A 23588-nucleotide genomic window follows, 5' to 3' on the forward strand; every position below is an offset into this window, starting at 1 on the left:
GCCGCCCAGCCCAGCCGGATCACCATCGGCTACACGATGGGACTTATCGTCACACCGGCGGTGCGAGAGATGCGCCGCGAGCACCCGGACGCCGACGTGCAAGCCGTGCATGTGGATTGGAATCAAGCGCGTGAGGCGCTACTCGACCATCGAGTCGACGCGGTGGTGACCCGGCTGCCATTTCCCACCGACCAACTGCACGTGACAATCCTCTATGACGAGCCGCGGGCGTTGGTGGTGCCAGTGGACCATCGGCTGGCCGGCAAGGAATCGATCACCCTTGACGACATCGCCGACGAACCGATGCCACGAGTCCGGGATTCCGACCCCGCGTGGAGTGCCTACTGGCGCGTCGATCCGCGTCCTGACGGCCGGCGCGCGCCAGACGGGCCGTTCATCGATGCACTCCAAGACAAGTTTGAAGTGATCGCAGCCGGCCAGGCGGTGGCGATTTCGGCCGGAGTTCACGCAAACGCGTTGCGGCCTGACCTCACCACGATTCCCCTTGAGGGCGTTGAGCCCAGCCATGTCGTGTTGGCCAGCCGCGCCGACGACCGGAGCCGCCTCGTCTCGGCCTTCCGCAAACTGGCTCGAGCCCACCTCACCGGTCCAGATTCCGCAGGCTAGACCAACTCCGGTGGCGGACGATAGTCCGGCTGGTAGCCGTCCACCCTGATCGGGTTGCCGACCAAGCGGAAATGGCCTGCGTTAACCACGATTTCCGGTGTGGCCTGCAACGCTTCGGGCAAGGTCCGCACCGCCGCCGCGGGCACCCCGAGCGGACGCAGACGGGCTTCCCAATTGGCGGCGGTATCTGTCCCGAGAGCTGTGGTAACTACGGCGAGCACCTCGTCGCGTCGGGAAACCCTATCTGCCATCAGTACGAAGCCATGGATGCCCGCCTCGGCGGCGAAGGATTTCCAGAACCCGTCGTGCGTGATGAACAGCGCAAGATATCCGTCGGCCGTCGGAAAGAGTTGGGCTGGAACGTAATACGAGTGTGCGCCATTCTGCCTGCGGGTCGGTTCGACGCCATTGTTGAGGTAGGCGGAGGCGTGGTAGTTGAGCTGCGACAGCATCACGTCACGCAGCGACACATCGACTTGTCCGCCGGTGCCGGAGATGATTTTGGCCAGAAGCCCCAGCGCCGCACACATTCCGGTGGAATTATCGGCCGATGAGTAGCCCGGCAACGTGGGTGGGCCATCCGGGTCGCCGGTCAACGCGGCGATGCCGACGCCCGCCTGAACCACGTAGTCGAAAGCTGGGTCGTCGCCGCCATATAGCCCGAAGCCGGTGATCGCGACGCAGACGATCCGCTCGTTCCAGCGCCGCAGCTGCTCATAGGTCAGGCCCAGCCGGCGGATGGCCGACGGTTTCAGGTTCACCAGCAGCGCGTGCGATTCGGACACCAGTTCGCCCAAGTGCTGCTGGCCCGCATCGGAATTCAGGTCCAGGCAGACGCTGGCCTTGTTGCGGTTGAGGCTGGCGAAGTAGCTGAGCCCGACACTGCGCGAGATCTCACCACCGGTGGGTTCGATCTTGGTCACCTCGGCGCCGAGGTCGGCGAGCAGCATCGTCGCGTACGGGCCCGCGAGCATGGTGCCGACTTCGAGAATTCGTATTCCCGCCAGCGGTGCAGCGGTCGTCACCGCAGTTCCGTTGCCAGCGCGGCGATCATCTCACGGGTGCGTTGCTTGGAGGCGATGAGCTCGTCGCGGTTGTCGCCAATCGGCAGCAGCCGCACCGACAAGTCGGTCACCCCGGCGTCAGCGAACCGGCGCATCCGTGCCAGGATGGCCGCCTCGTCGCCGGCCGCGCACAGATCGCCGACATCGCGGGCATCGCCGCGTTCGAGGAGGCGTTGGTAGTTGGGCGAGACCTCCGCCTCGCCCAGCACGCGGTTGGCTCGCTCCTTGGCCTCGTCGACTTGGGAAGGCGCACACAGGCATACCGGGATACCCGCGACGATCCGCGGCGCGGGCCGTCCGGCATCTGCCGCCGCCTTGGTGATCTTCGGCGCGATGTGATCGCCAATCGCACGCTCGTCCGCCATCCATAACACCGTGCCGCCGGCCAGTTCGCCGGCAAGCTGCAGCATCACTGGCCCGAGCGCGGCAACCAGCACCGGCATTGGGGTATCGGCCCCGATCGCCGTCGGATTGTGCACGGTGAACGAATCATTCTCGACATCAACAGATCCCGGACCGGCGATGGCGGCGTTGAGTACCTGCAGATAGTCGCGCGTGTAAGCGGCCGGCTTCTCATACGGCAGGCCGAGCATGTCACGGATGATCCAATGATGCGACGGCCCGACACCCAACGCCAGCCGTCCGCCAGCCAACGCATGCGTCGAGAGCGCTTGGCGAGCAAGAGCAATCGGATGCTGAGCCTGCAGCGGCACAACTGCCGTACCTAGCTCGATGCGGGAGCTGTGCGCCGCCATCAGCGCAACCATGGTCATAGCGTCGAAGTCGTTGGGCACCTGCGGCATCCACGCGGTGTCCAGTCCAACGGCCTCTGCCCATTCAATATCGGAGGCCAACTTGGCGACCTTGCGGGCCATATCGCCACGCTCCGCGCCGATCATTACTCCGAGGCGCACGGTGTTTCCTTTTGCTCGGGGTCCGGGGTGCCGGTGAGCGCGCGAATGTCGCGCACAAGAACGTCGAGCGAAGTGCCCGTTGGAAATACCGCTGCCGCCCCGGCGTCCAGCAGCTTGGGCACGTCGCTCTCAGGTATCGTCCCGCCGACTACAACGGCGATATCGGCAGCCTCGGCCGCTCGCAACGCCTCGACGGTGCGGGTGGTCAATGCGACATGCGCGCCGGACAGAATGCTCAACCCGACGACTGCCACATCTTCTTGTACGGCGATCGACGCGATGTCTTCAATGCGCTGCCGGATCCCGGTGTAGATCACCTCGAAACCGGCGTCGCGCAGAGTGCGGGCAACGATCTTGGCCCCGCGGTCATGTCCGTCGAGACCGGGCTTGGCCACCAGGATCCGCACTGCCATCTAGAACACCACCGGCTGCTGGAATTCGCCCCAGACCGCTTTGAGCGTCGAGACCATCTCACCGACCGTGCAGTAGGCGTTTGCGCAGTCGATCAGCTTGTGCATCAGATTGTCGGTTCCTTCGGCCGCTCGTGACAGCGCAGCAAGGCTGGATTGCACTGCAGCCACATCCCTTTCAGCCTTTACCTTGGAGAGACGCTTGAGTTGGAAATCGCGACCTTCAGCATCAAGCTCGTAGGTGACGATTTCGGGCGGCGGCTCCTCGGAGACAAACCGGTTGACGCCGACGACCGGGCGCGTGCCGGCTTCGATGTCTTGGTGGATCCGAAAGGCTTCATCGGCGATCAGCCCTTGCAGATAGCCGTCTTCGATGGCGCGGACCATTCCGCCGTGCTGCTCGAGGTCATGCATGATCTCGACGATGCGGGCCTCGGTGGCGTCGGTGAGGGCCTCGACGAAGTAGGAGCCGCCGAGCGGGTCTGCGACGCGGGCGACACCGGTTTCATGGGCCAGGATCTGTTGGGTGCGCAACGCAAGCGTGGTGGACTCCTCGCTTGGTAGCGCAAACGGCTCGTCCCACGCGGCGGTGAACATCGACTGCACACCGCCCAGCACGGCAGCCATCGCCTCGTAGGCCACCCGCACCAGGTTGTTCTGCGCCTGCGGCGCATACAGCGACGCGCCCCCACACACGCAGCCGAACCGGAACATTGACGCCTTGTCGGTAGTGGCGCCATAGCGTTCCCGCACGATCGTCGCCCAACGTCGCCGTCCGGCACGGTATTTGGCGATCTCCTCGAAGAAATCGCCGTGCGTGTAGAAGAAGAACGAGATCTGCGGCGCGAACTGGTCGATGGTCATGCGGCCGCGTTCCACCACGGTGTCGCAGTAGGTCACGCCGTCGGCCAGAGTGAATGCCATCTCCTGCACCGCGTTGGCCCCGGCGTCACGGAAGTGCGCCCCGGCCACCGAGATCGCATTGAACCTAGGAACCTCTGCCGCGCAGAACTCGATGGTGTCGGCGATCAGCCGCAGCGACGGCTCCGGCGGCCAGATCCAGGTGCCGCGCGAGGCGTACTCCTTGAGAATGTCGTTCTGGATGGTCCCGGTCAGCTTGGCGCGCGGCACACCCTTGCGCTCGGCGGCCGCCACGTAGAACGCCAGCAGTATCGCCGCGGTGCCGTTGATCGTGAAGCTGGTGCTGATCTTGTCCAGCGGAATGCCGTCGAACAGGATCTCGGCGTCGGCGAGGGTGTCGATCGCGACGCCGACCCGGCCGACCTCCTCACCGAACTCGGGATCATCGGAGTCATATCCACACTGGGTCGGCAGATCCAGCGCCACCGACAACCCCGTCCCGCCCTGGTCCAGCAAGTAGCGGTAGCGACGGTTGGATTCCTCAACCGTGCCGAATCCGGAGTACTGCCGAAATGTCCACAGCTTGCCTCGGTAGCCACTGGCGAAGTTTCCCCGGGTAAAGGGATATGTTCCTGGCGGCGGCGGCTCGGTACCACGATCCCCCGGCCCGTAGATGGGCTCCAGCGGGATGCCGGATGAGGTTTCGGTGTGGTTATCCATCGATTGATAACGTACTTGCAAAAAAAGAGAATGCCAATCCCGCGGCTTGACCAGCCTAAAGAAGGCTCAGCGGATGCGCCTAGGCGCGGCAGAGAAGCTCGCCATGCGGGACCGCCAGCCAGCCGTTCGGAGCGGCCGCCCAGTCCCGCCATGCCGATGAGATCTCGTTGAGCTCAGCGACTGTGGCGATCCCCGAGTCCACCAGCTGACGGGCCAGGGCCGACTCGACAATCCGGTCGGACCACATCCGCCCCCACCAGTCGCGGGTTTCCGGCGTCGCAAAACACCACATGCTGCCCGTGGGAGTAATGTCATCGAATCCTGCCTCCTGGGCCCAGGACAACAGCCGCCGCCCCGCGTCGGGTTCGCCGCCGTTCGCGCGGGCCGCCTCGGCGTAGAGCTCGCTCCAGCGGTCCAACGCCGGAAGCTGCGGGAACCAAGTGAATCCGGCGTAGTCGGCGTCGCGCACCGCGACGATTCCGTTAGGCACACATACCCGCCGCAGTTCGCGCAGCGCTTGCACCGGATCGGCCAGGTGTTGCAACACCTGGTGGGCGTGCACGACGTCGAAAGTGCCGTCGGGAAAATCGAGCGCGTGCACGTCAGAAGTCACGAACTCGATGTTGGACTGGTTTCGCGTGTGCGCCTCCGCGCGGGCCAAATCCAAAGCCGCAATCGGTGAGTTCGACAGCGGTGACCCGGCCGGGCGCAACGCGAGCTGCGAGGTCGACGGTGATGGTCCCGGGGCCGCAGCCCACGTCGAGCAGCGACATCCCCGGCTGTAGGTGCGGCAGCAGGTAGCCGGCGGAGTCCGTTGCGGTGCGTCTGCGATGCGCGCGCAGCACCGACTCGTGATGCCCGTGGGTGTAGACGGCCTGGGGATAGCTGTTCATCGTGTGGCTCCTTGCGATCGAATGCCCCCGAAGGCTACGCCGCGTGTTCCACGATGCGAAATAGCTATCTCATATCATGGGATAGTCTAATCGACTGGAACGTTGAGGATCGGGCGTTGCACACCGGCCCCGGGCCCGTCGAAATGCCACCATTCACCGGAGTACACCGCCAGCCCGCCGGCACCCATCGCGTCCTTTAGCCGGGCCCGGTTGGCCTGCTGGTCTGCACTGACGCCGTCGGTGGCGAAGGCGAGGGCGCGCGGCGAAAAGTCGTCGAAATCGGTGCCCATATCGGCCAGGCAGTGACCGGCCAACTGCCGCGCCGCCGGGCATTGTTGTTGTGTGCCCGCCATCGTCACGTCAACTGAACGCCCCGCCTCATGGCTTTTCGCATAGGGGCCGGGCCTGGCCACCCACGCCGGGTTCGGCACCACGTCGAACATCTTGACCTGCACGGCGTGCGGTCGATAGCAGTCCCAGAAGACGAGCTGCTGTCCTTGTGAACCCAATGCCTTTGCGGCCGCGGCAAGTCCGGGCGCCATCGATTCGTGCACCAGGCAGCGGGCATCGCCCGGATACAACGGCATGCCGGTGAAGTTGTTCGGCGTCGCATAGCGCAGATCGATGACCGCGTCGGGAATTACGGAACGGACGTCGACGAATCCGGCTGCGCGCGCCTCGGCGCTCAGCGGCGGCACGTCGGCGTTGGCGGGTGCACTCCAGCTGGTCGCGGACACGGCCACAACCAGCGCCGCTAACGACCGGAAGGCAGTCACCGTCTCATTATCCGCGACTGACGCCTTAGCTCCAGTCGATGGCCGCGGCGCGCCGGCTGGCATCCTCTACCCTGGCCGCGACTTGAGCGGCAACCGCGTGTTGATCGTGTTCCATTGTCTTGGCCAATGATTCGGCTTCCGTCACAATCTGCTTGAGCAGGTCCCGATGGTCCTCGATCATCGCGATGGTCGCGTTTCTGATGGCGACCACCGCCGAACCTCGAGCCTCTGACGGCGAGAAGCTCCCGGAGAGCAGTGGAGGCAGCGTCTGGCGCTCGAAGTCCGTCATGTCGCGGGACAGGTGCACCTCGAAAGTCGCTCTAAAAGGATCCCGATCGTCGAGCTCAACGCTGGAAATTTTGAGTGGGTCCATGGGCTGTTCCTTTGATCGGCGACGCCGCTTGCGCCGAATTACATGCTTGTAGTTTACCTTCGTTTTCGGATCACCGTGCAGGCCGCGAGCATCAGCGCAGAGTCGGTAAACTGTCGCCAACAGTTGCATCGGCTTACGGAGGAAAATGAAGCGCCCTGTATTAAGTGCCCAGCGCGGGGCAACTTTCGGAATTGCGGTCGCGGCGATGATCTTGGCCGCACCGCTTGCCCACGCACAGACCGATGTCGAGGACAATTGCAAGAGTTCCGGCGGGCAATACACGTCGGAACAGGTATCACCGCACTTTGGCCAGGCGCCCGCCCTGATCGAGACCTGTTGCACCGGCACTGGGCCATCGCAGAAATGCACTAGCTTTCGCGACGGCGTCCAAGGGCCTACCTACGGAGGGGGCTAGGCGACTGCCGCCGCAGAGCTCTCGGTAGATAAACCGCCCCGGGCCCGGCGACCGCCGCGGTATCCGCCGGGTTGGAGATCGCGCACCGCTTCAACGACAGGCAACCGCAACCAATACACGACTGCAGGTTGTCGCGAAGCGCGGTCAGCGCTTCGATCTGCTCGGTAAGACGAGTGCGCCACTGCCGGGACAAGTCGGCCCAGTCTGCGCGCGTGGGCGTACGGTTGCCCGGCAGCCTCGCCAGTGCCGCGGCCACTTCGTCCAGGCTGAGCCCCACGTTGCGGGCAGCACGGATGAATGCCAAGCGGCGCAAGGTATTTCGCTCAAAGCGACGCTGCCCGCCAGCCGTCCGTGACGCGCTGATCAGCCCCTCTTTGTCGTAGAAACGAATCGCCGACGGCGCGAAGCCACTTCTGCCGGCTAGCTCACTGACGGTGAGCAGATCCGCACTTTGCATCCGACCACCTTTCTGAAATTGATCCTTGACTTAAAGTTTACTTCAACTATCAGTATGCCTGTATGACCGAACTTCAGAACACTTCTCCAGTCGCAATCGTCACCGGCGGTTCGCGAGGCTTTGGCCGCGCACTCGCGGCCGCACTGCTGAGTCGCGGCTGGACGGTGGTGACCGACGCTCGCCGCATCGCCGACTTGGAGGCCACTGCCGGCGCGCTCGACTCGCCGCGGCTGATCGCGATCGCGGGCGACGTCACCGACGCATCGCACCGCGCCGCACTGCTCGACGCCGCCAGCCACGCCGGGTCGCTGTCGCTGCTGGTGAACAACGCCAGCCGACTCGGCCCCAGTCCGCTCCCCGAGCTTGCGAACTACGCCGACGACGAACTGCGGGCCGTCTACGACGTCAACGTCTTTGCGCCGCTGGCGCTGATCCGGGCGTCGCTGTTTGCCCTGGCCGAGACCCGCGGCGTGATCGTCAACCTGTCCTCCGACGCGGCCGTCGAGGCGTACCAGGGCTGGGGCGGCTACGGCTCGTCGAAGGCTGCACTCGACCAAATGTCGGCCATTCTTGCGGTGGAAACGCCCTCCGTGCGCGTCTATGCGTTCGATCCCGGCGACATGCGCACCGAGATGCATCAGGCCGCATTCCCAGGGGAGGACATCTCAGATCGCCCCGAGCCCGAGTCAGTCGTTCCGGCGCTTCTGCGGTTGGTGGACACCCGGCCGCCCGGCGGCCGCTACCGCTCCAGCGACCTGGCCGTGAACGGGGCACCGCGATGACACTCCCGGTCCCCCGCACCCGATTCGAACGTCCGCCTGGAACCGATGCCATCGAACCGCCGGAAGTCCACGGTCTCTCGCGCGACGGAGTCAAACTTCTTGTCGCGCAGGCGAGCGGGATCACCCACTCGCGCTTCGTCGATCTCGGGGACTACCTGGAACCTGGGGACCTGCTGGTCGTCAACAACACCGCAACGTTGCCCGCCGCGGTCGATGGGTGTCGCGACGGGCGCCCCGTGGCGGTCCACTTTTCCACGGCTCTCACTGACCGCATCTGGGTCATCGAGCTGCGGCCGGCAAAAAATGCGACCGGCCACCTGACGGACATACGGCCCGGCGAACGGATCGACCTGCCCGGCGGAGCGGCTCTCGTGGTCGGGTCGTCGTATCCGCGAGCAGGTATCGCGGGCAGCCGGCTATGGACCTCACGTCCGGTGATCGAAGGCGATGTGACGTCCTACCTCGCGCGCCATGGCCGGGCGATCCGTTACGCCTATGTACCGCGACAATGGCCGCTTAGGAGCTATCAGACCGTATTCGCCCATCTGCCCGGCAGCGCCGAAATGGCGAGCGCTGCACGACCTTTCAGTGCAGAGTTGGTCGCTTCGCTGATCGCGCGCGGGATCACCATCGCGCCGATCACGCTGCACGCCGGCGTATCGTCTGCAGAGCTCGGCGAGTCGCCGACGTCCGAGCCTTTCGACGTGCCGCCACGCACCGCTCAGCTGGTGAACCTCACCCGCGCGACGGGCGGGCGCGTCGTCGCGGTCGGCACCACCGCAACCCGCGCTCTCGAATCCGCTGCGGGCGCCGACGGCATCGTGCACCCGTCGCACGGCAGGACGGGGCTCGTGATCGGACCCGGCCAACCCGTGCGCGTGGTCGACGGATTGATCACCGGCTGGCACGACGCGGGCGCCTCTCACCTGCTGCTGCTCGAGGCGGTCGCCGGTTCCGAGCTGGTTGCCGCGGCGTACCGGGAGGCCGTTGCGCACGATTACCTGTGGCACGAGTTCGGCGACAGCGCACTACTGCTGCCGCCCCGCATCGGACAGCGATAAGAGCTGCGCAAACATCTTGGTGGCCAGGGCCGGGATCGAACCGGCGACCTTCCGCTTTTCAGGCGGACGCTCATACCGACTGAGCTACCTGGCCGGAAGGCACCGTGTGCCTCGCGCGACGGCGACCCTGACGGGACTCGAACCCGCGACCTCCGCCGTGACAGGGCGGCGCGCTAACCAACTGCGCCACAGGGCCTTGCTGCTGCTCCGCGTCACCGCATCACGTACCCCCTACGGGATTCGAACCCGCGCTACCGCCTTGAAAGGGCGGCGTCCTAGGCCGCTAGACGAAGGGGGCCAGAACCGAATCTCTCCGGGGTACTCGCAACGTGGTTTCGCTGGGAGCCAAGCCAGCTTAGGGCACCATAGACCCAATCCTCAAACGAGCACGGCCGGTGCAACCAGTATCCTGTGCCTCGCGCCCCTATAGCTCAGTTGGTAGAGCTACGGACTTTTAATCCGCAGGTCCTAGGTTCGAGTCCTAGTGGGGGCACCGAGCAACGGGCGGCGCTTCCGCCGACGGGCCGGATTGCGGGTACTCCCGGCCCATGAGAGGAATATCACGGCGTTCATTCGGCCAGCTCGCGGCGGCGGCAAGCATGGTCGGCGCCGCCGGACTGACGGCCGCGTGCGGCTCCAGGCAACAAGCCGGCCCGCCATCCACGACGCCGTCGTCGGGTCCGGGTGTCGGCTTCGTGCTATCCCACGAACAATTCAGCACTTCCCAACTCGTCGACCAGGCCCAGGCAGCCGAGCAGGCCGGATTCCGTTACCTGTGGGCCAGCGATCACCTTCAGCCGTGGCAGGACAACGAGGGTCATTCGATGTTCCCTTGGTTCACGCTGGCGCTAGTAGGCCAACGCACCAACCACATCCCGTTCGGCACCGGGGTGACGTGCCCCATCTATCGCTATCACCCGACCACTGTCGCGCAGGCGTTTGCATCGCTCGCGGTGCTCTATCCAAACCGCGTGTTCCTCGGCGTCGGCACGGGTGAGCGGCTCAACGAGCTGGCGGCCACCGCCCAGTTTGGGCCATACCGGGAGCGCCACGACCGGTTGGTCGAAGCCGTCGCGCTGATCCGGCAGTTGTGGAGCGGTCAGCGAATCTCATTCCAGGGACGCTACTTTCAGACCAGTCAGCTCAAGCTCTATGATCCGCCACCGTCGCCCCCGCCGATCTTCGTCGCCGCGGGCGGCCCCAAGAGCGCGCACCTGGCCGGCCGATACGGCGACGGCTGGATCAGTGAGGCTAGCGGCATCAAAGACCAAAAGCTGGTGGCCGCCTTCAACACGGGTGCACACGAGTCGGGCCGAGATCCCGGCAAGCTGGGCAAGCGAGCTGAAATGTTCGCCGTCGTCGGCGACCAGAACGAAATCGTCCGCGCCGCAGAGCTGTGGCGGTTCACCGGGGGCGCCGTCGACCAACCCAATCCCGTCGACATCCAGCGCGCAGCGCAAGCCAATCCGGTGGATAAGGTCATCCACGGCTGGACCACCGGCACCGATTCCGCCACCCACATCGCGGCGGTGCAGGCGGTTCTGGACGCCGGTGCGACGCCGTTTATGCATTTCGCGCAACGCAATCCGCTTGCCGCGATTGACTTTTACCGCACAGCGGTGCTGCCGCGGTTGCACTAGCGGGTGGGTCAGCCCAGCACGGCGTTGAGATAAACCATGTCGGCGAAAGCCGCGGCGACGTGATCGTCTGGGTAGACGAAGCCGTTAGCGGCATGCAGTTGGGCGATCTCGCGGTGCGAAACCTGCCAGCCATGCCGGGTCAGGTATTCGATGATGTGACTGCGCTCGAAATGGTAGACGAGGTCGTTGAAATCGATATCGAATCCGAGCTCACTCAACCGGTCGTGATGCGCCCGATAACGCGGGTCGGCGAAAATCCTTGTGTCAGGGACAAATTCGCAAGCCAGTCGGCTTTTGGCTGCGCTTAACGCGGTGACGTTGTTGAACAGGCCGTCCTGCGCCTCGGGCGGTAGATAGACCAGTAATCCCTCGGCGCTCCACACCGCGGGCGCCTGCGGGTCAAAGCCTGCAGTCTGTAGGGCCGCAGGCCAATCGTCGCGCAAATCAACAGCAACAGTTCGACGCTCGGCCGTCGGCTCCGCACCGAGCTTGCTCAGCGTCGAGGTTTTGAAATCGATGACGGTCGGCATGTCGACCTCATAGACGACGGTGCCTTCCGGCCAGGGCAGGCGGTAGGCACGCGAGTCCAAGCCGGCCGCCAAGATGACCGCCTGGCGGATACCGCAGCGCGTGGCGTCGATGAAGTGCTGGTCGTAGAACCGGGTGCGGACCCCCATCCCGCGGGCCATCCGGTCCGGATCGAATTCGTTCCCGTCGGTGGCCTGCATCTCGCCGTTCACCAGCCGGGTGTAGACGTCGATGCCCACCGCGCGGACCAACGGCGCAGCAAACGGGTCGTCGATCAGCCCTGCGGCTGTGGCCAGCGCCCGCTGGGCGGCCACCATCGTCGCGGTCGCCCCCACGCTCGTCGCGAGATCCCAGCTGTCGCTCTCGGTACGCCTGGACATCGCGGCTCCCATCTCGGGGTTTTCCGAACAATATAGGTCACCTAGTTATTACCAGCGGACGGCGTCCTTGACATAATCGGCGCTTGCGCTACTATCTGCGTATGCATGCAGATAACGAGGATGTCCGGTTGCCGGACGACCAGGCGAGCCTGGTGGTCGAGGTCTTCCGGATGTTGGCCGACGCCACCCGGGTTCAGGTGCTGTGGTCGCTCACCGACCGCGAAATGTCGGTCAACGAACTCGCCGAGCATGTCGGCAAACCGGCGCCGTCTGTGTCGCAGCACCTCGCCAAGTTACGGATGGCGCGGCTGGTGCGCACCCGCCGGGAAGGCACGACGATCTTCTACAGCCTGGAGAACGAGCACGTACGTCAGCTTGTCGTCGACGCCGTTTTCAACGCCGAACATGCCGGCCCCGGGGTTCCGCGGCATCACCGCACCGACACCCCACTGCAGGCAGTTTCCCAACCAACCGCACAACGAAGGAAATGAAAATTATGTCGCACCACGAACACTCGCACGAAGCACCGCATTCGCACGAGCACGAACACGGCGCGGTCGCTCACACGCATGCGCACACCGAACATGAACACGAGCACGTCGAGCACGAGCACACTCACACCCACGACGACGGGACCGAGCACAGCCACGGACACGTGCATCAGGCCGGCCTCGAAGAACCCCACAACCACGCGCACCGCTGATCACGCGTGTCGACGGACTGTTGACGTCAGACGTTGGGGCAGTAGTGCTTTGGGCTGTCGCGCTCGTCGAGCGGCGGCAGGTTGCGCGCGGGAGTGTGCACCAGCGGCGTCGCGGCCGGGATGCGACCGGTGGCCCGGTCCCACCCCGCCCGGGCCCGGGGGTGCATGCGGGCACGCCGCGGCAAGCAGGTAAACACCAGCCGCACAACGTCACCGAAGCGGCGGTGTAACCACTCGTCGCGACGCGACCAGGTGTAGCCCATCAGCTCGCGCACCGGCGGATCGTAGAGCCCGACCGTCAGCCAGACGAAGAACGGCGCCAGCAGTTTGCGTTGCAGTGCCCACAGTCGGTCTGGAACCCATTGCGCAAAAGGCGGTTTGGGCAATTCGGTCAGGTTGAGCACTTCGCGGGCGGCGAAGTTGTTCTCCAACACATCGCGGCACATGTGGTCCCAGTAGACCTGGAAGTCTTCCCACGTTTCTGGGACTGGACGCATGCTCATGCCATACATCCGGTACCACTGCACATGCTCATCGAACAGCCGACGCTTCTGCGCCTCGGTCAAGCCACCGCAGAACCGCTCAGCGACATGCAACGTGCCGACAAAGAAAGTGGAGTGCGCCCAGTAGAAGACGTCCGGGTTCAACGCGTGATAGCGCCGGCCCTGGCTGTCGGTGCCCTTGATGTCCACGTGGTAGTCGCGCACCTCGGCGCCAGTCAGCGGCGCGCGGTCGCCATCGAAGACCACACCACCGATCGGATACAGCGACCGCAGCAACCGCGGCCAGCGTTCGCGGAAGAACGTCGAGTGGTCTTCGACCGCCGCACCCAATTGCGGATGCATATTCTGCATCGACCCGGCCCACGGGCCCTGCAGCATGCCACGCCAGTCACCGAAGTACCGCCAGGTCAGCGAGTCCGGACCAAGCGGCGGGGCGTCATACCCCTCCGGCGAAACCGGGCAACCCGCCGCGACCGGGGACGCCTCAGACGTATCTTGAGTCACTGGTGAGGTTTCCTGTCCGTGTCAGCCAATCTGACTACATGCGTTGTCATTGTAGACCTTAGGAGGGACGTGCCGTCCGGTCAACGTTCGCGCCGCTGGTCCGGCGTTCCTTTGGAGGATCGCCAGGCCCTGCGACGCGACGAACTCATCACAGCGGGTGTGCAGTTGCTCGGCGGGGAGAGCGGACCGGGAGTGACGGTGCGGGCGGCCTGCCGGCAGGCCGGGCTCACTGAGCGCTACTTCTACGAAAGCTTCACTGACCGTGACGAATTCGTTCGTGCCGTCTACGACGACGTCTGCACCCGCGCCATGTCGGCGCTGATGTCTGCGACCACACCGCGCGAAGCGGTGGAGCAATTCGTCGCGTTGATGGTCGACGACCCGGTGCGGGGCCGGGTGCTGTTGCTGGCCCCGGCGGTGGAGCCGGTGCTGGTCCGCTCCGGCGCCGAGTGGATGCCCAGCTTCATCGACCTGCTTCAGCGCAAACTGACCCAGATCGGCGATCCGGTGCGGCAAACGATGATCGCCACCAGTTTGATCGGCGGGCTGACCGCGCTGTTCACCGCATACCTGGACGGACGGCTTGCGGCCACCCGTGAGCAGTTCATCGACTACTGCGTGGAAATGCTGCTCAACCGGGCTGCGACGCACTAGAGACTCAGTGGGGAGGCACCTGCGGCCGACACGAAATAATCTCACCGGAGCGAAACTTGATGCTACCGGTATACACAGATATATTGACTGAAACCGACAGACACAGATAACTGGGAGGCGCTGTGCCGGACCCGCAAGACCTGGACCTGTTGCGTGAACTCGAGCCGGTCGTCGAGAAGTACATGAACCGGCACCTGAGCATGCACAAGGCCTGGAACCCGCACGACTACATCCCGTGGTCGGACGGCAAGAACTTCTACGCGCTCGGCGGCCAGGACTGGGAGCCGGGCCAGTCGAAGCTGACCGACGTCGCGCAGGTCGCGATGGTGCAGAACCTAATGACAGAGGACAACCTGCCGTCCTATCACCGCGAGATCGCGATGAGCTTCGGCATGGACGGCGCCTGGGGCCAGTGGGTGAACCGCTGGACGGCCGAGGAGAACCGGCACGGCATCGCGCTGCGCGACTACCTCGTCGTCACCCGCGCCGTCGACCCGATCGAGCTGGAAAAGCTGCGCTTGGAGGTGGTGAACCGCGGGTTCAGCCCAGGCCAGAATCGCCAGATTCGAGACGACCTGTTCTGCGAGAACCTGTTCGACTCGATCGTCTACGTCACGTTCCAAGAGCTCGCCACCCGCATTTCACACCGCAACACCGGCAAGGCCTGCAACGAGCCGATCGCCGATCAATTGCTGGCCAAGATCTCGGCGGACGAGAACCTGCACATGATCTTCTACCGTGATGTCACCGAAGCGGGCATGGAGATCGCGCCGGACAAGGCAATGGCGTCGTTGCACAAAGTGCTGCACAACTTCCAGATGCCCGGCTACCAGGTGCCGGAATTCCGCCGCAAGGCCGTGATGATCGCCGTCGGCGGTGTCTACGACCCGCGCATCCACCTCGAGGAGGTCGTGATGCCCGTGCTGAAGAAGTGGCGCATCTTCGAGCGGGAAGATCTCACCGGCGAGGCAAACCGGCAGCGCGACGAGATCGCCGTGCTGATGAAGGAGCTCGAGGCGGCCTGCGACAAGTTCGAGATCTCAAAGCAGCGGCAGCTCGACCGCGAAGCCCGAACGGGCAAGCGGGTCACTGCCAAGGAACTGCACCACACCGAGGGCACGCTCACCCTGAGCCGGCGGTAGCCCGCCTTGCGTATCGGGCCGATCACGCTGGCCAGCCCGGTGGTGTTGGCTCCGATGGCGGGTGTGACGAACGTCGCATTCCGCACGTTGTGCCGCGAGCTCGAGCAGGACTGGGTCGGAACGGTCAGCGGACTTTACGTCTGCGAGATGGTGACGGCGCGAGCCCTCGTCGAGCGGCATCCAGTCACCATGCACATGACGACGTTCTCCGCCGACGAATCGCCGCGGTCGCTGCAGCTCTATTCCGTCGATCCGGCGACCACCTACGCGGCGGTGAAAATGATCGCCGACGAAGGCCTCGCCGATCACGTCGACATGAATTTCGGTTGTCCGGTGCCCAAAGTCACCCGTCGTGGTGGCGGGGCGGCGCTGCCGTTCAAGCGGCGACTGTTCGGCCAGATCGTCGGGGCGGCCGTGGCCGCCACTGCAGGCACCGACATCCCGATCACCGTGAAGTTCCGGATCGGCATCGACGACGACCACCACACCCACCTGGACGCCGGCCGGATCGCGGAGTCCGAAGGCGCGGCCGCCATTGCATTGCACGCCCGCACGGCAGCTCAGCGCTATTCCGGGGCCGCGGATTGGGAGCAGATCGCCCAGCTCAAGCAGCATGTGCGGACGATCCCGGTGCTCGGAAACGGCGACATCTTCGAAGCCAGCGACGCGCTGACGATGATGGCGGTCACGGGGTGCGATGGCGTCGTCATCGGCCGCGGATGTCTGGGCCGACCGTGGCTGTTTGCCGAGCTCTCGGCGGCCTTCACCGGCAGCCCGCCGCCAACCTCGCCCAATCTCGGCCAGGTCGCTGACATCATCCGCCGGCACGGAGAGCTGCTGGTCGCCCATTTCGGCGAAGACAAGGGCATGCGCGATATGCGCAAGCACATCGCCTGGTACCTGCACGGTTTTCCCGCCGGATCGGAGTTGCGACGGGCTCTGGCGCTTGTCAAGACGCGCGACGAACTCGGCGCTTTGCTGGACAAACTCGACGCCGGCGTGCGGTTCCCGACGGCGGCAACCGGCCCGCGCGGGCGGCAGGGTTCACCCGCCCGGGTCACCCTGCCGGAGGGCTGGCTGGTCGACCGCGATGACTGCACGGTCCCGGCTGGGGCCGACATCATGCACTCGGGCGGCTAATCGAGCACCTCCCGAGATCGCGTTTCGGACGATGTCTCAGTACGATGTGGATCTTGTTGTGTCGCGCGTCGGTGGCCAAGCCCCAACAAGCTCGACCACCCGGCATTGCGCTGATGTAAGCGCACAGCATGTGCACCTCACCAGATTCGGAGGCCGGTAGGACATGAGTGACGGCGACTTTGGCGCCGATAAAGCCACTCCTGATGCCGCTTCCGGCCATCCGCGCGCTTCGAGTGCCTACGGTGACGATGTAGGGCTGACCGCGGCGACGACGGGAACGCGAGGCGCCGCGCCGTGGGAGCGATTCGGAGCGCATTCGCAAACGGTCGCCGTCGCCCATCGGTGGTCGCCCCCGACGGCGCCGACGTCATCGGGCCCGCCAACCGAGCCCGACGACGGCCCACACGGGTGTCACACCGACGGTGGTCTCACCGTCGCCGAATTGATCGCCAAGATCGGCGGCTCGACCACCGAAAGGCCACGGCATCGGCGCGCGGCTCCCGATCCCGAACCGCCAGAGCCGGAACCGCCTCAGCCCGACGACGGATATGACGACGCCTACGCCGTGTCCCCGGCCTATGCCTTTGCGCTGACCGACCTGGAAGTCAGCCCACCCGAGCGTCGCCGCGGCCGCGCCGACGCCGAGCAGACCACCGTCCTGCCGAAAACGCCGGTTCGGTCGCGACCGGCGCAGCCCGTCGACGACCCCGCGGCTGGCGAAGATCCCAACCCGAAGGGCAATCGCAGACGCCACGCGATGCTGCTGGCCGGCCGATTGATGGCCGCCGCGATCGCGGCCGTGGCACTGGCGCTGACCGGCGGCGCTTGGCAGTGGAGCGCGTCAAAGAACCACCGGCTCAACATCGTCAGCGCATTGGACCCGCAGTCGCGCGACGTCGTCGACCCGAGTGCGCAATACGGCGATGAGGACTTTTTGATCGTCGGCATCGACTCTCGTGCCGGGGCGAACGGCGCCATGGGCGCAGGCGACACCGAGGATGCCGGCGGCGCGCGTTCCGATACCATCATGCTGGTGAACATTCCGGCGAACCGCAAACGCGTAGTGGCAGTTTCGTTTCCGCGCGACCTGGCGATCACGCCGATCCAGTGCGAGGCGTGGAACCCTGACACCGGCGAGTACGGCCCGCTTTACGACCAGGACACCAAAAAGTACGGTCCCAAAAACGTCTACACCGAGACGAAGCTGAACTCGACATTCGCGTTCGGCGGCCCGAAGTGTCTGGTGAAGGAAATCCAAAAGTTGTCCGGGCTAAGCATCAATCGCTTCATCGCGGTCGACTTCGCCGGTTTCGCCAAGATGGTCGACGCGCTGGGCGGCGTCGAGGTGTGCAGCACGACCCCGCTGAAAGACTACGAATTGGGCACCGTGCTGGCGCGCGCCGGTCGCCAACGAATCGACTCGAAAACCGCGCTGAATTACGTTCGCGCCCGCAACGTCACGACAGAGAACAACGGCGACTACGGACGCATCAAACGTCAGCAGCTATTCATGTCCTCGCTGCTGCGCTCGCTGATCTCCCAGGACACCTTCTTTTCGCTGAACAAGCTCAACAACGTCGTCAATACGTTCATCAAGGACAGCTACGTCGACAACGTCAAAACCAAGGACCTCGTCCAGCTCGGCCAGTCGGTGCAGGGCATGTCCGCCGGCCACGTCTCCTTCGTGACCGTGCCGACCGGCGAAACCGACGCAAACGGCGACGAGCCGCCCCGCACCTCTGACATGCGGGCAATGTTCGACGCGATCATCAACGACGACCCGCTGCCCGGCGAAAACGACTTGAACGCGACCACGAGCCCGCCGACAAAGTCGCTGGCCAGCAAGGCGCCCAAGACCACCAGCCCGTCGGCCGAGCCGCATTCCGAGCAGGTGCAGGCGGTGACGGCCTCGCCGCACGACGTCATCGTGCAGGTGTCGAACTCGACCAGCAAGTCGGGGCTGGCCACCACCGCCAGCACCCAGCTGAAGCGCCACGGCTTCAGGGTCAAGGCGCCGGACGACTACCCGAGCTCACTGAAGTCCACGACAGTGCTCTTCTCAGCCGGCAACGAACAGGCCGCAGCTACGGTCGCGGCGACTCTTTCGAATCCAAAGATCGAGCGCATCACCGGGATTGGGAAAACCGTCCAGGTGGTGCTCGGCCCAGACTTCTCGTCGGTGGGCGCACCGCCGCCGACGGGATCGTCGGTCAGCGTCCAGATCGACCGCAACAGCAACAGCCAACCGACCAAACTTCCGGACGACTTGTCGGTGACCAACGCCGCCGACACCACATGTGAATAGCCGCAACCACGCTCGACGATTTGACTGCAAACCGCCATTCACCGCGAGTTCACACCCCACTTCATCCCGGTCCGGCGAATGAGAACGTAGGCTTGCCAACATGCGTACCGCTTACCACGAACAGCTCGCTGAGCTCTCCGAGCAGCTCGGCGAGATGTGCGGGCTGGCCGGCGCCGCGATGGAACACGCAACTCAGGCGCTGCTGCACGCAGACCTGGTGTTGGCCGAGCAGGTCATGTCCGACCACGAGAAGATCGCACAGCTGAGCGCCCAGGCCGAGGAAAGCGCCTTCGTCTTGCTCGCCTTACAAGCACCCGTCGCCGGCGATCTGCGCTCGATCGTCAGCGCAATCCAGATGGTCGCCGACATCGACCGGATGGGGGCACTGGCACTGCACGTCGCCAAGATCGCCCGCCGGCGGCATCCACAGCACGCGCTGCCCGAAGAGGTCAACGGATACTTCGCCGAGATGGGCCGATTGGCAGTGGAATTGGGCAACAGCGCACAAGAAGTGCTGTCGACCCGCGATCCGGAAAAGGCCGCGCGCATCCGCGAAGAAGACGATGCGATGGACGACCTGCATCGCCATCTGTTCACCGTGTTGATGGACCGGGAGTGGAAGCACGGGGTTGCCTCAGCGGTCGACGTGACGTTGCTGGGCCGGTTCTACGAGCGATTCGCCGATCACGCCGTCGAGGTGGCGCGACGGGTCATCTTCCAGGCGACAGGTCACTTCCCCGAAGAGGGCACGGTCGCCAAGTCGAGCTAGCCGAAGCGGCCGGAGATGTAGTCTTCGGTGGCCTTCTGAGTCGGGTTGGAGAAGATCTTCTCGGTATCGTCGATTTCGACCAATCTGCCAGGTTTTCCGACCGACTCCAGGTTGAAAAACGCGGTGTGATCGCTGACCCGCGCAGCCTGCTGCATGTTATGGGTGACGATGACGATGGTGTACTCCTGTTTCAGCTCGGCGATCAGGTCCTCGATCGCCATCGTCGAGATCGGGTCCAGAGACGAGCACGGCTCGTCCATCAGCAGCACGTCGGGTTGCACGGCGATGGCCCGCGCGATGCACAGCCGTTGCTGCTGACCGCCGGATAACCCGCCCCCGGGCCGGTCCAACCGGTCCTTGACCTCTTCCCACAGGTTGGCCCCCCGCAGCGCGTATTCCGCGGTGTCGTCGAGCCGCTTTCGGTTGCGCATGCCCTGCAGCTTCAGCCCGGCCACCACATTGTCGCGAATCGACATGGTGGGGAATGGATTTGGTCGCTGAAACACCATTCCGATCGCGCGACGCACGCCGACCGGGTCGATCCCCGAGCCGTAGATGTCGTCGTCGTCCAGCAAAACGCTGCCGTGCATTCGGGCACCAGGGATGACTTCATGCATCCGGTTCAGGGTGCGTAGCACTGTGGTCTTGCCACAGCCGGACGGGCCGATGAATGCCGTCACGCTGCGGGGCAGAACCGATAGCGAAACGTCAGCGACCGCATGGAACGCGCCGTAATAGATGTTGACGTCCTTGAGGTCTAACCGCTTAGCCACTCCAGCTCCTGCCTAGCTTTTCGGGCGCAACGAGTTTCGCCACCACCCTGGCCACCACATTAATGACGGCGATCAGCAAAATCAGCGTTAGGGCAGCGCCCCACAGCCGATCGGTAGGAATGGGGTTGGCGCCCGCGCCTGCCGAGGTTTGGTCGTACATCATGCCTGGCAGCGACCCCATGAAGCCGCTGAACATGTCAAAGTTCATCGCTTGCGAATAGCCCACCAAGATCAGCAGCGGCGCGGTCTCCCCCATCACCCTGGCCAGCGCCAGCATGACGCCGGTGATGATGCCTGACAGCCCGGCCGGAAGCACGATGCGGGTGATCGTTTTCCACTTGGGCACGCCCAGCGCGAAGCTGGCTTCGCGCAGGTCTACCGGGACGATCCGCAGCATCTCCTCGGTGGCACGAACGATCACCGGAAGCATCAGCAGCACCAACGCCAGCGACACCGCGAAGCCGGACCGGGGAAGGCCAAGGGTGGCGATGCACAGTGCATAGATGAACAGCGCGGCCACGATCGAGGGGACCCCGGTGAGAATGTCCACCATGAACGTGGTCAGCTTGCCTAATCGGGTGCCGCCGCCGTATTCGACCAGATAGATGGCGACGAAGATGCCGATCGGTATCGAGATGACCGCGCATACCAGTCCCTGCATGACCGTGCCGACAATCGCGTGGTAGGCGCCCCCGCCGGGTAAGAACGCGGTCAGCTGGGCTTGGGAATGCGTCCACCACTCGCTTGACCTGACGGCCGTGAGGCCTTTGGCCGATACCGCAAAGAGCACCCAGACCAGCGGGATCAAGGCCACCATCACCGACAGCGTGACCAGCACGGTCGCCGTGCCGTTGGCCAGCCGTCGGCGCCGGCTGACGCCTGCGAATGTGCGCGCTTTGAGCGGGCGGTCCAGGATCGACGTCATCGCTTGCCCTTGCCGGCAACGGCGGCGCGGGCCATCGCATCAACCACGAAAGTGAGCAAGAACAGCACCAATCCGGCCGCGATGTAGGCCCCGGCTTTGTACGGGTTGTTGAACTCTGACGCGGTGGCCGCGATCTTCGTCGCGAAGGTGTAGCCGCCGTCGAACAGCGACCAGCCGAACGCCGTCTGGGTGCCGCGCAGAATGATCAGCAGCGCCACGGTTTCACCCAGGGCTCGGCCCAGACCCAACATCGCGCCGCTGATGTAGCCGGAGCGTCCGAACGGCAACACCGTGGTCTTGACCACCTCCCAGCGGGTGGCGCCGAGCGCCAGCGCAGCCTCGATGTGGCTCTGCGGCGTCTTCAAGAACACCTCGCGGGTCACCGCGGCAATGATCGGCAGAATCATCACCGCCAAAACGATCCCGCCGGTGAAGATCGTGCCGCCCCCGGAAACCGACGCATTACCGGTCGCGAAAAGAAAAAGCCCGCCCAGATGTTGGTTGAGCCAGGTCGCGATTGGTCGCAATCGCGGCGCCAACACGTACAAACCCCAGACCCCGTAGATGATCGACGGCACAGCGGCGAGCAGGTCGACCACATAGGAAAGTGGTGCCGCGATACGGCGCGGTGAGTACTGGGTGAGGAAAATCGCGATACCCAGGGCCACCGGCATCGCCAGGGTCAGCGCGAACAGCGCCACAAACACCGTGACCTGCAGCAGGTCGAGGATGCCGAAATGCATCGCCGATGTATTAGTGGTGACCCAGTTGCCGCCATAGGTGAGGAAGTTTTCCTGATTGCGCGCCAGGGCTGGTATTGCCCGCATCAGCAGAAACACCGCGATGGCGGCGATCAGTACAACGATCAGCACGCCCGAACCCGTCGACAGGCCACGAAACAGCTGGTCACCGTGACCCGGTTTGGTGTTGGCCCAGCGCAAGGAGCGGACAGCCGCGGACGGCGGCCTCGTTGCGGCCACGCCCCCACCCGAGCCGGCATCGGCTGGATTTGGCGTCGTCACGGTATTCCCATCAGGCAAAAGACCTCGACCCCAAGTCAATCAGATCGATCACTGGATCGCGTTGATCGCGGCCACCAGGCGCTGCTTGAACCTATCCGGTAACGGAACATACCCGGCGGCCGAGAGACCGCTTTGCGCGTTAACGGCGGCCACCGTCAACAGCGATTTGATGGCGGCCGTAGTCGCAGCGTCGTAGCCCTTGGAGCAGACGATCTCGTAGGTGGCGAGCACCAGCGGGTACGCACCGGCCTCTTTGGTGCTGTAGAGCGATTTCAGATTCAGTTTCAAGTCGTTGCCCCGGCCTGCGAAGGTGGCGCTGTCGATGGCCTTGCGGGCCGCGTCATCGGTGAGCGCCACCGGACCGCTGCCGGCATTGATCTGCGCGTAGGGCACGCCGCTTTGATCGGCGAAGCCTTTCTCGACATACCCAATGGCACCCGACGTGGATTGCACGGCCTGGACGACACCGGCCGACTTCTGGGTGCCTTCACCCACGCCGCCCTGAAACTCGCTGCCGGTGCCCTTGGTCCAGCTCTTCGGCGCCGCCGCGGCCAGATACTTCTGAAAGTTGTCGGTGGTACCCGAGGAGTCCGACCGGTAGATCGGCCAGATCTTGGTGTCGGGCAGGGCCACGCCGGGGTTGAGTGCGACGATCTGCGGGTCGTTCCAATCAAAGATCTGGCCACTGAAGATCTTGGCCAGCACGTCAGCACTGAGAACCAGCCGCTCGACACCGTCCAGGTGGTAGACAATCGCGACCGGCCCGAAGACCATCGGCAAATGCCACGCCGGATTTCCGTGGCAGCGCTCGGCGGCCGGATCGATCTGGTCGCGGCTCAGCGGTGAGTCAGACCCGGCGAAGTCCACATGCGCGGCGATGAACTGCTCGCGCCCGGCGCCTGACCCGGTTGGGTTGTACGCCAGCTGCTTACCGGAGCACAGCTGAGCCCAATCCGTATTGAACAAGGCAATGGCGTTTTGCTGAGCCGTGGATCCCTCGGCGGTCAGGTCGGGCTTGCCGGCACAGTTCACCGGTCCAGTCGGTGCCGACATGCCGTGCAGGTTGCTGTCGCTGCCACAGCCGCTCGACGTCAGGCCCGCGATCAGCGCTATCGACACCGCGGCCACCAGCGCTCTGCCTACCGGGTCGAGCTTCACCGATCTCGCTTTCTGAAGGATTTTGTCCACGACTCACCCTCCCGCCAGGGTGTGCGCGGCTAACCGAAACGTATTCGCCGGGCGTAGAC

Annotated in this window: 24 protein-coding genes, 4 tRNA genes and 1 pseudogene; 12 read left to right on the plus strand and 17 right to left on the minus strand. The window is 64.7% G+C overall.

The annotated features are described in order from the left end of the window. Positions 1–627 (plus strand): LysR family substrate-binding domain-containing protein (locus tag WB785_RS17695; protein ID WP_424080605.1); only part of this gene is annotated, 627 nt, incomplete at its 5' end. On the opposite strand, the gene WB785_RS17700 is transcribed toward WB785_RS17695, so the two are convergent. The 8 genes and pseudogenes from WB785_RS17700 to soxR form a co-directional block, all read right to left on the minus strand. Continuing rightward, positions 624–1652, minus strand: coding sequence for a CaiB/BaiF CoA transferase family protein (locus tag WB785_RS17700; RefSeq protein ID WP_424080606.1), 1029 nt, complete (start codon positions 1650–1652; stop codon positions 624–626). The two genes, WB785_RS17695 and WB785_RS17700, sit on opposite strands and share 4 nt — an antisense overlap. Then, on the minus strand, positions 1649–2605 hold the full coding sequence (locus tag WB785_RS17705; protein ID WP_424080607.1) for an LLM class F420-dependent oxidoreductase: 957 nt from the start codon (positions 2603–2605) through the stop codon (positions 1649–1651). Before WB785_RS17705 ends, WB785_RS17700 begins: the two co-directional genes overlap by 4 nt. Further along, positions 2590–3018 carry a cobalamin B12-binding domain-containing protein gene (locus tag WB785_RS17710; RefSeq protein ID WP_424080608.1) on the minus strand — a complete coding sequence of 143 codons (429 nt, stop codon included), beginning with the start codon at positions 3016–3018 and terminating at the stop codon, positions 2590–2592. Before WB785_RS17710 ends, WB785_RS17705 begins: the two co-directional genes overlap by 16 nt. Next, a complete protein-coding gene (locus WB785_RS17715) occupies positions 3019–4596 on the minus strand; it encodes a methylmalonyl-CoA mutase family protein (protein WP_424080609.1) in 1578 nt (525 codons plus the stop codon). It lies immediately after the preceding gene. Between the two features lie 79 nt (positions 4597–4675). Continuing rightward, positions 4676–5489, minus strand: a pseudogene (locus tag WB785_RS17720) (methyltransferase domain-containing protein). Positions 5490–5575: 86 nt separating this feature from the next. Then, positions 5576–6265 carry a M15 family metallopeptidase gene (locus tag WB785_RS17725; protein ID WP_424080610.1) on the minus strand — a complete coding sequence of 230 codons (690 nt, stop codon included), beginning with the start codon at positions 6263–6265 and terminating at the stop codon, positions 5576–5578. A 25-nt stretch (positions 6266–6290) separates the two neighbouring features. After that, positions 6291–6986: a hypothetical protein gene (locus WB785_RS17730; protein WP_424080611.1), complete on the minus strand. Its 696-nt coding sequence runs from the start codon at positions 6984–6986 to the stop codon at positions 6291–6293. Positions 6987–7033: 47 nt separating this feature from the next. After that, positions 7034–7510 (minus strand): redox-sensitive transcriptional activator SoxR, encoded by a 477-nt coding sequence (gene soxR / locus WB785_RS17735; protein ID WP_424080612.1) that lies wholly within the window; start codon positions 7508–7510, stop codon positions 7034–7036. Between the two features lie 62 nt (positions 7511–7572). Between soxR and WB785_RS17740 the strand changes: the two genes are divergently transcribed. Together WB785_RS17740 and WB785_RS17745 are read left to right on the plus strand one after the other, a co-directional pair. After that, positions 7573–8292 (plus strand): SDR family NAD(P)-dependent oxidoreductase, encoded by a 720-nt coding sequence (locus WB785_RS17740; protein ID WP_424080613.1) that lies wholly within the window; start codon positions 7573–7575, stop codon positions 8290–8292. Next, a complete protein-coding gene (locus WB785_RS17745) occupies positions 8289–9353 on the plus strand; it encodes an S-adenosylmethionine:tRNA ribosyltransferase-isomerase (protein WP_424080614.1) in 1065 nt (354 codons plus the stop codon). The genes WB785_RS17740 and WB785_RS17745 overlap by 4 nt, the downstream gene beginning before the upstream one ends. A gap of 17 nt (positions 9354–9370) precedes the next feature. On the opposite strand, the gene WB785_RS17750 is transcribed toward WB785_RS17745, so the two are convergent. The 3 genes from WB785_RS17750 to WB785_RS17760 form a co-directional block, all read right to left on the minus strand. Continuing rightward, positions 9371–9447: transfer RNA gene (locus WB785_RS17750), tRNA-Phe, on the minus strand. A 28-nt stretch (positions 9448–9475) separates the two neighbouring features. Beyond that, positions 9476–9549 (minus strand) — tRNA-Asp (locus WB785_RS17755). Positions 9550–9578: 29 nt separating this feature from the next. Beyond that, positions 9579–9651, minus strand: a tRNA-Glu gene (locus WB785_RS17760). A gap of 122 nt (positions 9652–9773) precedes the next feature. Between WB785_RS17760 and WB785_RS17765 the strand changes: the two genes are divergently transcribed. Together WB785_RS17765 and WB785_RS17770 are read left to right on the plus strand one after the other, a co-directional pair. Continuing rightward, a tRNA-Lys gene (locus tag WB785_RS17765) sits at positions 9774–9846 on the plus strand. A gap of 55 nt (positions 9847–9901) precedes the next feature. Next, entirely contained in the window at positions 9902–10993 is a 1092-nt protein-coding gene (locus WB785_RS17770) for a F420-dependent hydroxymycolic acid dehydrogenase (RefSeq protein ID WP_424080615.1), read from the plus strand. A gap of 8 nt (positions 10994–11001) precedes the next feature. Here the strand turns inward: WB785_RS17770 and WB785_RS17775 are convergent, their stop codons facing one another. Beyond that, positions 11002–11901: an SAM-dependent methyltransferase gene (locus WB785_RS17775; RefSeq protein WP_424080616.1), complete on the minus strand. Its 900-nt coding sequence runs from the start codon at positions 11899–11901 to the stop codon at positions 11002–11004. 101 nt (positions 11902–12002) lie between these two features. Between WB785_RS17775 and WB785_RS17780 the strand changes: the two genes are divergently transcribed. Both WB785_RS17780 and WB785_RS17785 read left to right on the plus strand, forming a co-directional pair. Then, entirely contained in the window at positions 12003–12392 is a 390-nt protein-coding gene (locus WB785_RS17780; RefSeq protein ID WP_424080617.1) for an ArsR/SmtB family transcription factor, read from the plus strand. A 5-nt stretch (positions 12393–12397) separates the two neighbouring features. Then, positions 12398–12604 (plus strand): zinc transporter Slc39a7, encoded by a 207-nt coding sequence (locus WB785_RS17785; RefSeq protein ID WP_424080618.1) that lies wholly within the window; start codon positions 12398–12400, stop codon positions 12602–12604. 26 nt (positions 12605–12630) lie between these two features. Here WB785_RS17785 and WB785_RS17790 read toward each other — a convergent pair whose 3' ends face one another. After that, a complete protein-coding gene (locus WB785_RS17790) occupies positions 12631–13611 on the minus strand; it encodes an oxygenase MpaB family protein (RefSeq protein ID WP_424080619.1) in 981 nt (326 codons plus the stop codon). Positions 13612–13680: 69 nt separating this feature from the next. Here WB785_RS17790 and WB785_RS17795 point away from each other — a divergent pair, with 69 nt between their 5' ends. The 5 genes from WB785_RS17795 to phoU all read left to right on the plus strand — a co-directional run bounded on the left by WB785_RS17795 (position 13681) and on the right by phoU (position 19621). Next, a complete protein-coding gene (locus tag WB785_RS17795; RefSeq protein ID WP_424080620.1) occupies positions 13681–14265 on the plus strand; it encodes a TetR/AcrR family transcriptional regulator in 585 nt (194 codons plus the stop codon). A gap of 122 nt (positions 14266–14387) precedes the next feature. Next, the gene (locus WB785_RS17800; protein WP_424080621.1) at positions 14388–15407 is read left to right on the plus strand and encodes an acyl-ACP desaturase; all 1020 of its coding nucleotides are present in this window, start codon (positions 14388–14390) and stop codon (positions 15405–15407) included. A 6-nt stretch (positions 15408–15413) separates the two neighbouring features. Next, positions 15414–16547, plus strand: coding sequence for a tRNA dihydrouridine synthase DusB (gene dusB / locus WB785_RS17805; protein WP_424080622.1), 1134 nt, complete (start codon positions 15414–15416; stop codon positions 16545–16547). Positions 16548–16710: 163 nt separating this feature from the next. Continuing rightward, positions 16711–18852 carry an LCP family protein gene (locus tag WB785_RS17810; RefSeq protein WP_424080623.1) on the plus strand — a complete coding sequence of 714 codons (2142 nt, stop codon included), beginning with the start codon at positions 16711–16713 and terminating at the stop codon, positions 18850–18852. 100 nt (positions 18853–18952) lie between these two features. Next, complete coding sequence (gene phoU, locus WB785_RS17815; protein ID WP_424080624.1) at positions 18953–19621, plus strand: phosphate signaling complex protein PhoU; 669 nt, start codon at positions 18953–18955, stop codon at positions 19619–19621. On the opposite strand, the gene pstB is transcribed toward phoU, so the two are convergent. The 4 genes from pstB to pstS all read right to left on the minus strand — a co-directional run bounded on the left by pstB (position 19618) and on the right by pstS (position 23499). Then, a complete protein-coding gene (pstB, locus tag WB785_RS17820) occupies positions 19618–20394 on the minus strand; it encodes a phosphate ABC transporter ATP-binding protein PstB (RefSeq protein ID WP_424080625.1) in 777 nt (258 codons plus the stop codon). The two genes, phoU and pstB, sit on opposite strands and share 4 nt — an antisense overlap. Continuing rightward, entirely contained in the window at positions 20387–21319 is a 933-nt protein-coding gene (gene pstA, locus WB785_RS17825; RefSeq protein ID WP_424080626.1) for a phosphate ABC transporter permease PstA, read from the minus strand. Before pstA ends, pstB begins: the two co-directional genes overlap by 8 nt. Continuing rightward, the gene (pstC, locus tag WB785_RS17830) at positions 21316–22260 is read right to left on the minus strand and encodes a phosphate ABC transporter permease subunit PstC (protein WP_424080637.1); all 945 of its coding nucleotides are present in this window, start codon (positions 22258–22260) and stop codon (positions 21316–21318) included. The genes pstA and pstC overlap by 4 nt, the downstream gene beginning before the upstream one ends. Positions 22261–22389: 129 nt before the next feature. Continuing rightward, positions 22390–23499 carry a phosphate ABC transporter substrate-binding protein PstS gene (gene pstS, locus WB785_RS17835; RefSeq protein WP_424080638.1) on the minus strand — a complete coding sequence of 370 codons (1110 nt, stop codon included), beginning with the start codon at positions 23497–23499 and terminating at the stop codon, positions 22390–22392. Between the last annotated feature and the right edge of the window lie 89 nt (positions 23500–23588).

This window comes from Mycobacterium sp. (genome assembly GCF_049585075.1).
Lineage (GTDB): Bacteria > Actinomycetota > Actinomycetes > Mycobacteriales > Mycobacteriaceae > Mycobacterium.

Bases quoted from the DNA above. Each gene is read 5' to 3' on its own strand.
- WB785_RS17710 (WP_424080608.1), bottom strand. From the start codon at position 3,018: ATGGCAGTGCGGATCCTGGTGGCCAAGCCCGGTCTCGACGGACATGAC.
- WB785_RS17715 (WP_424080609.1), bottom strand. From the start codon at position 4,596: ATGGATAACCACACCGAAACCTCATCCGGCATCCCGCTGGAGCCCATC.
- soxR (WP_424080612.1), bottom strand. From the start codon at position 7,510: ATGCAAAGTGCGGATCTGCTCACCGTCAGTGAGCTAGCCGGCAGAAGT.
- WB785_RS17740 (WP_424080613.1), top strand. From the start codon at position 7,573: ATGACCGAACTTCAGAACACTTCTCCAGTCGCAATCGTCACCGGCGGT.
- WB785_RS17745 (WP_424080614.1), top strand. From the start codon at position 8,289: ATGACACTCCCGGTCCCCCGCACCCGATTCGAACGTCCGCCTGGAACC.
- WB785_RS17770 (WP_424080615.1), top strand. From the start codon at position 9,902: ATGAGAGGAATATCACGGCGTTCATTCGGCCAGCTCGCGGCGGCGGCA.
- WB785_RS17775 (WP_424080616.1), bottom strand. From the start codon at position 11,901: ATGTCCAGGCGTACCGAGAGCGACAGCTGGGATCTCGCGACGAGCGTG.
- WB785_RS17780 (WP_424080617.1), top strand. From the start codon at position 12,003: ATGCATGCAGATAACGAGGATGTCCGGTTGCCGGACGACCAGGCGAGC.
- WB785_RS17785 (WP_424080618.1), top strand. From the start codon at position 12,398: ATGTCGCACCACGAACACTCGCACGAAGCACCGCATTCGCACGAGCAC.
- WB785_RS17810 (WP_424080623.1), top strand. From the start codon at position 16,711: ATGAGTGACGGCGACTTTGGCGCCGATAAAGCCACTCCTGATGCCGCT.
- phoU (WP_424080624.1), top strand. From the start codon at position 18,953: ATGCGTACCGCTTACCACGAACAGCTCGCTGAGCTCTCCGAGCAGCTC.
- pstA (WP_424080626.1), bottom strand. From the start codon at position 21,319: ATGACGTCGATCCTGGACCGCCCGCTCAAAGCGCGCACATTCGCAGGC.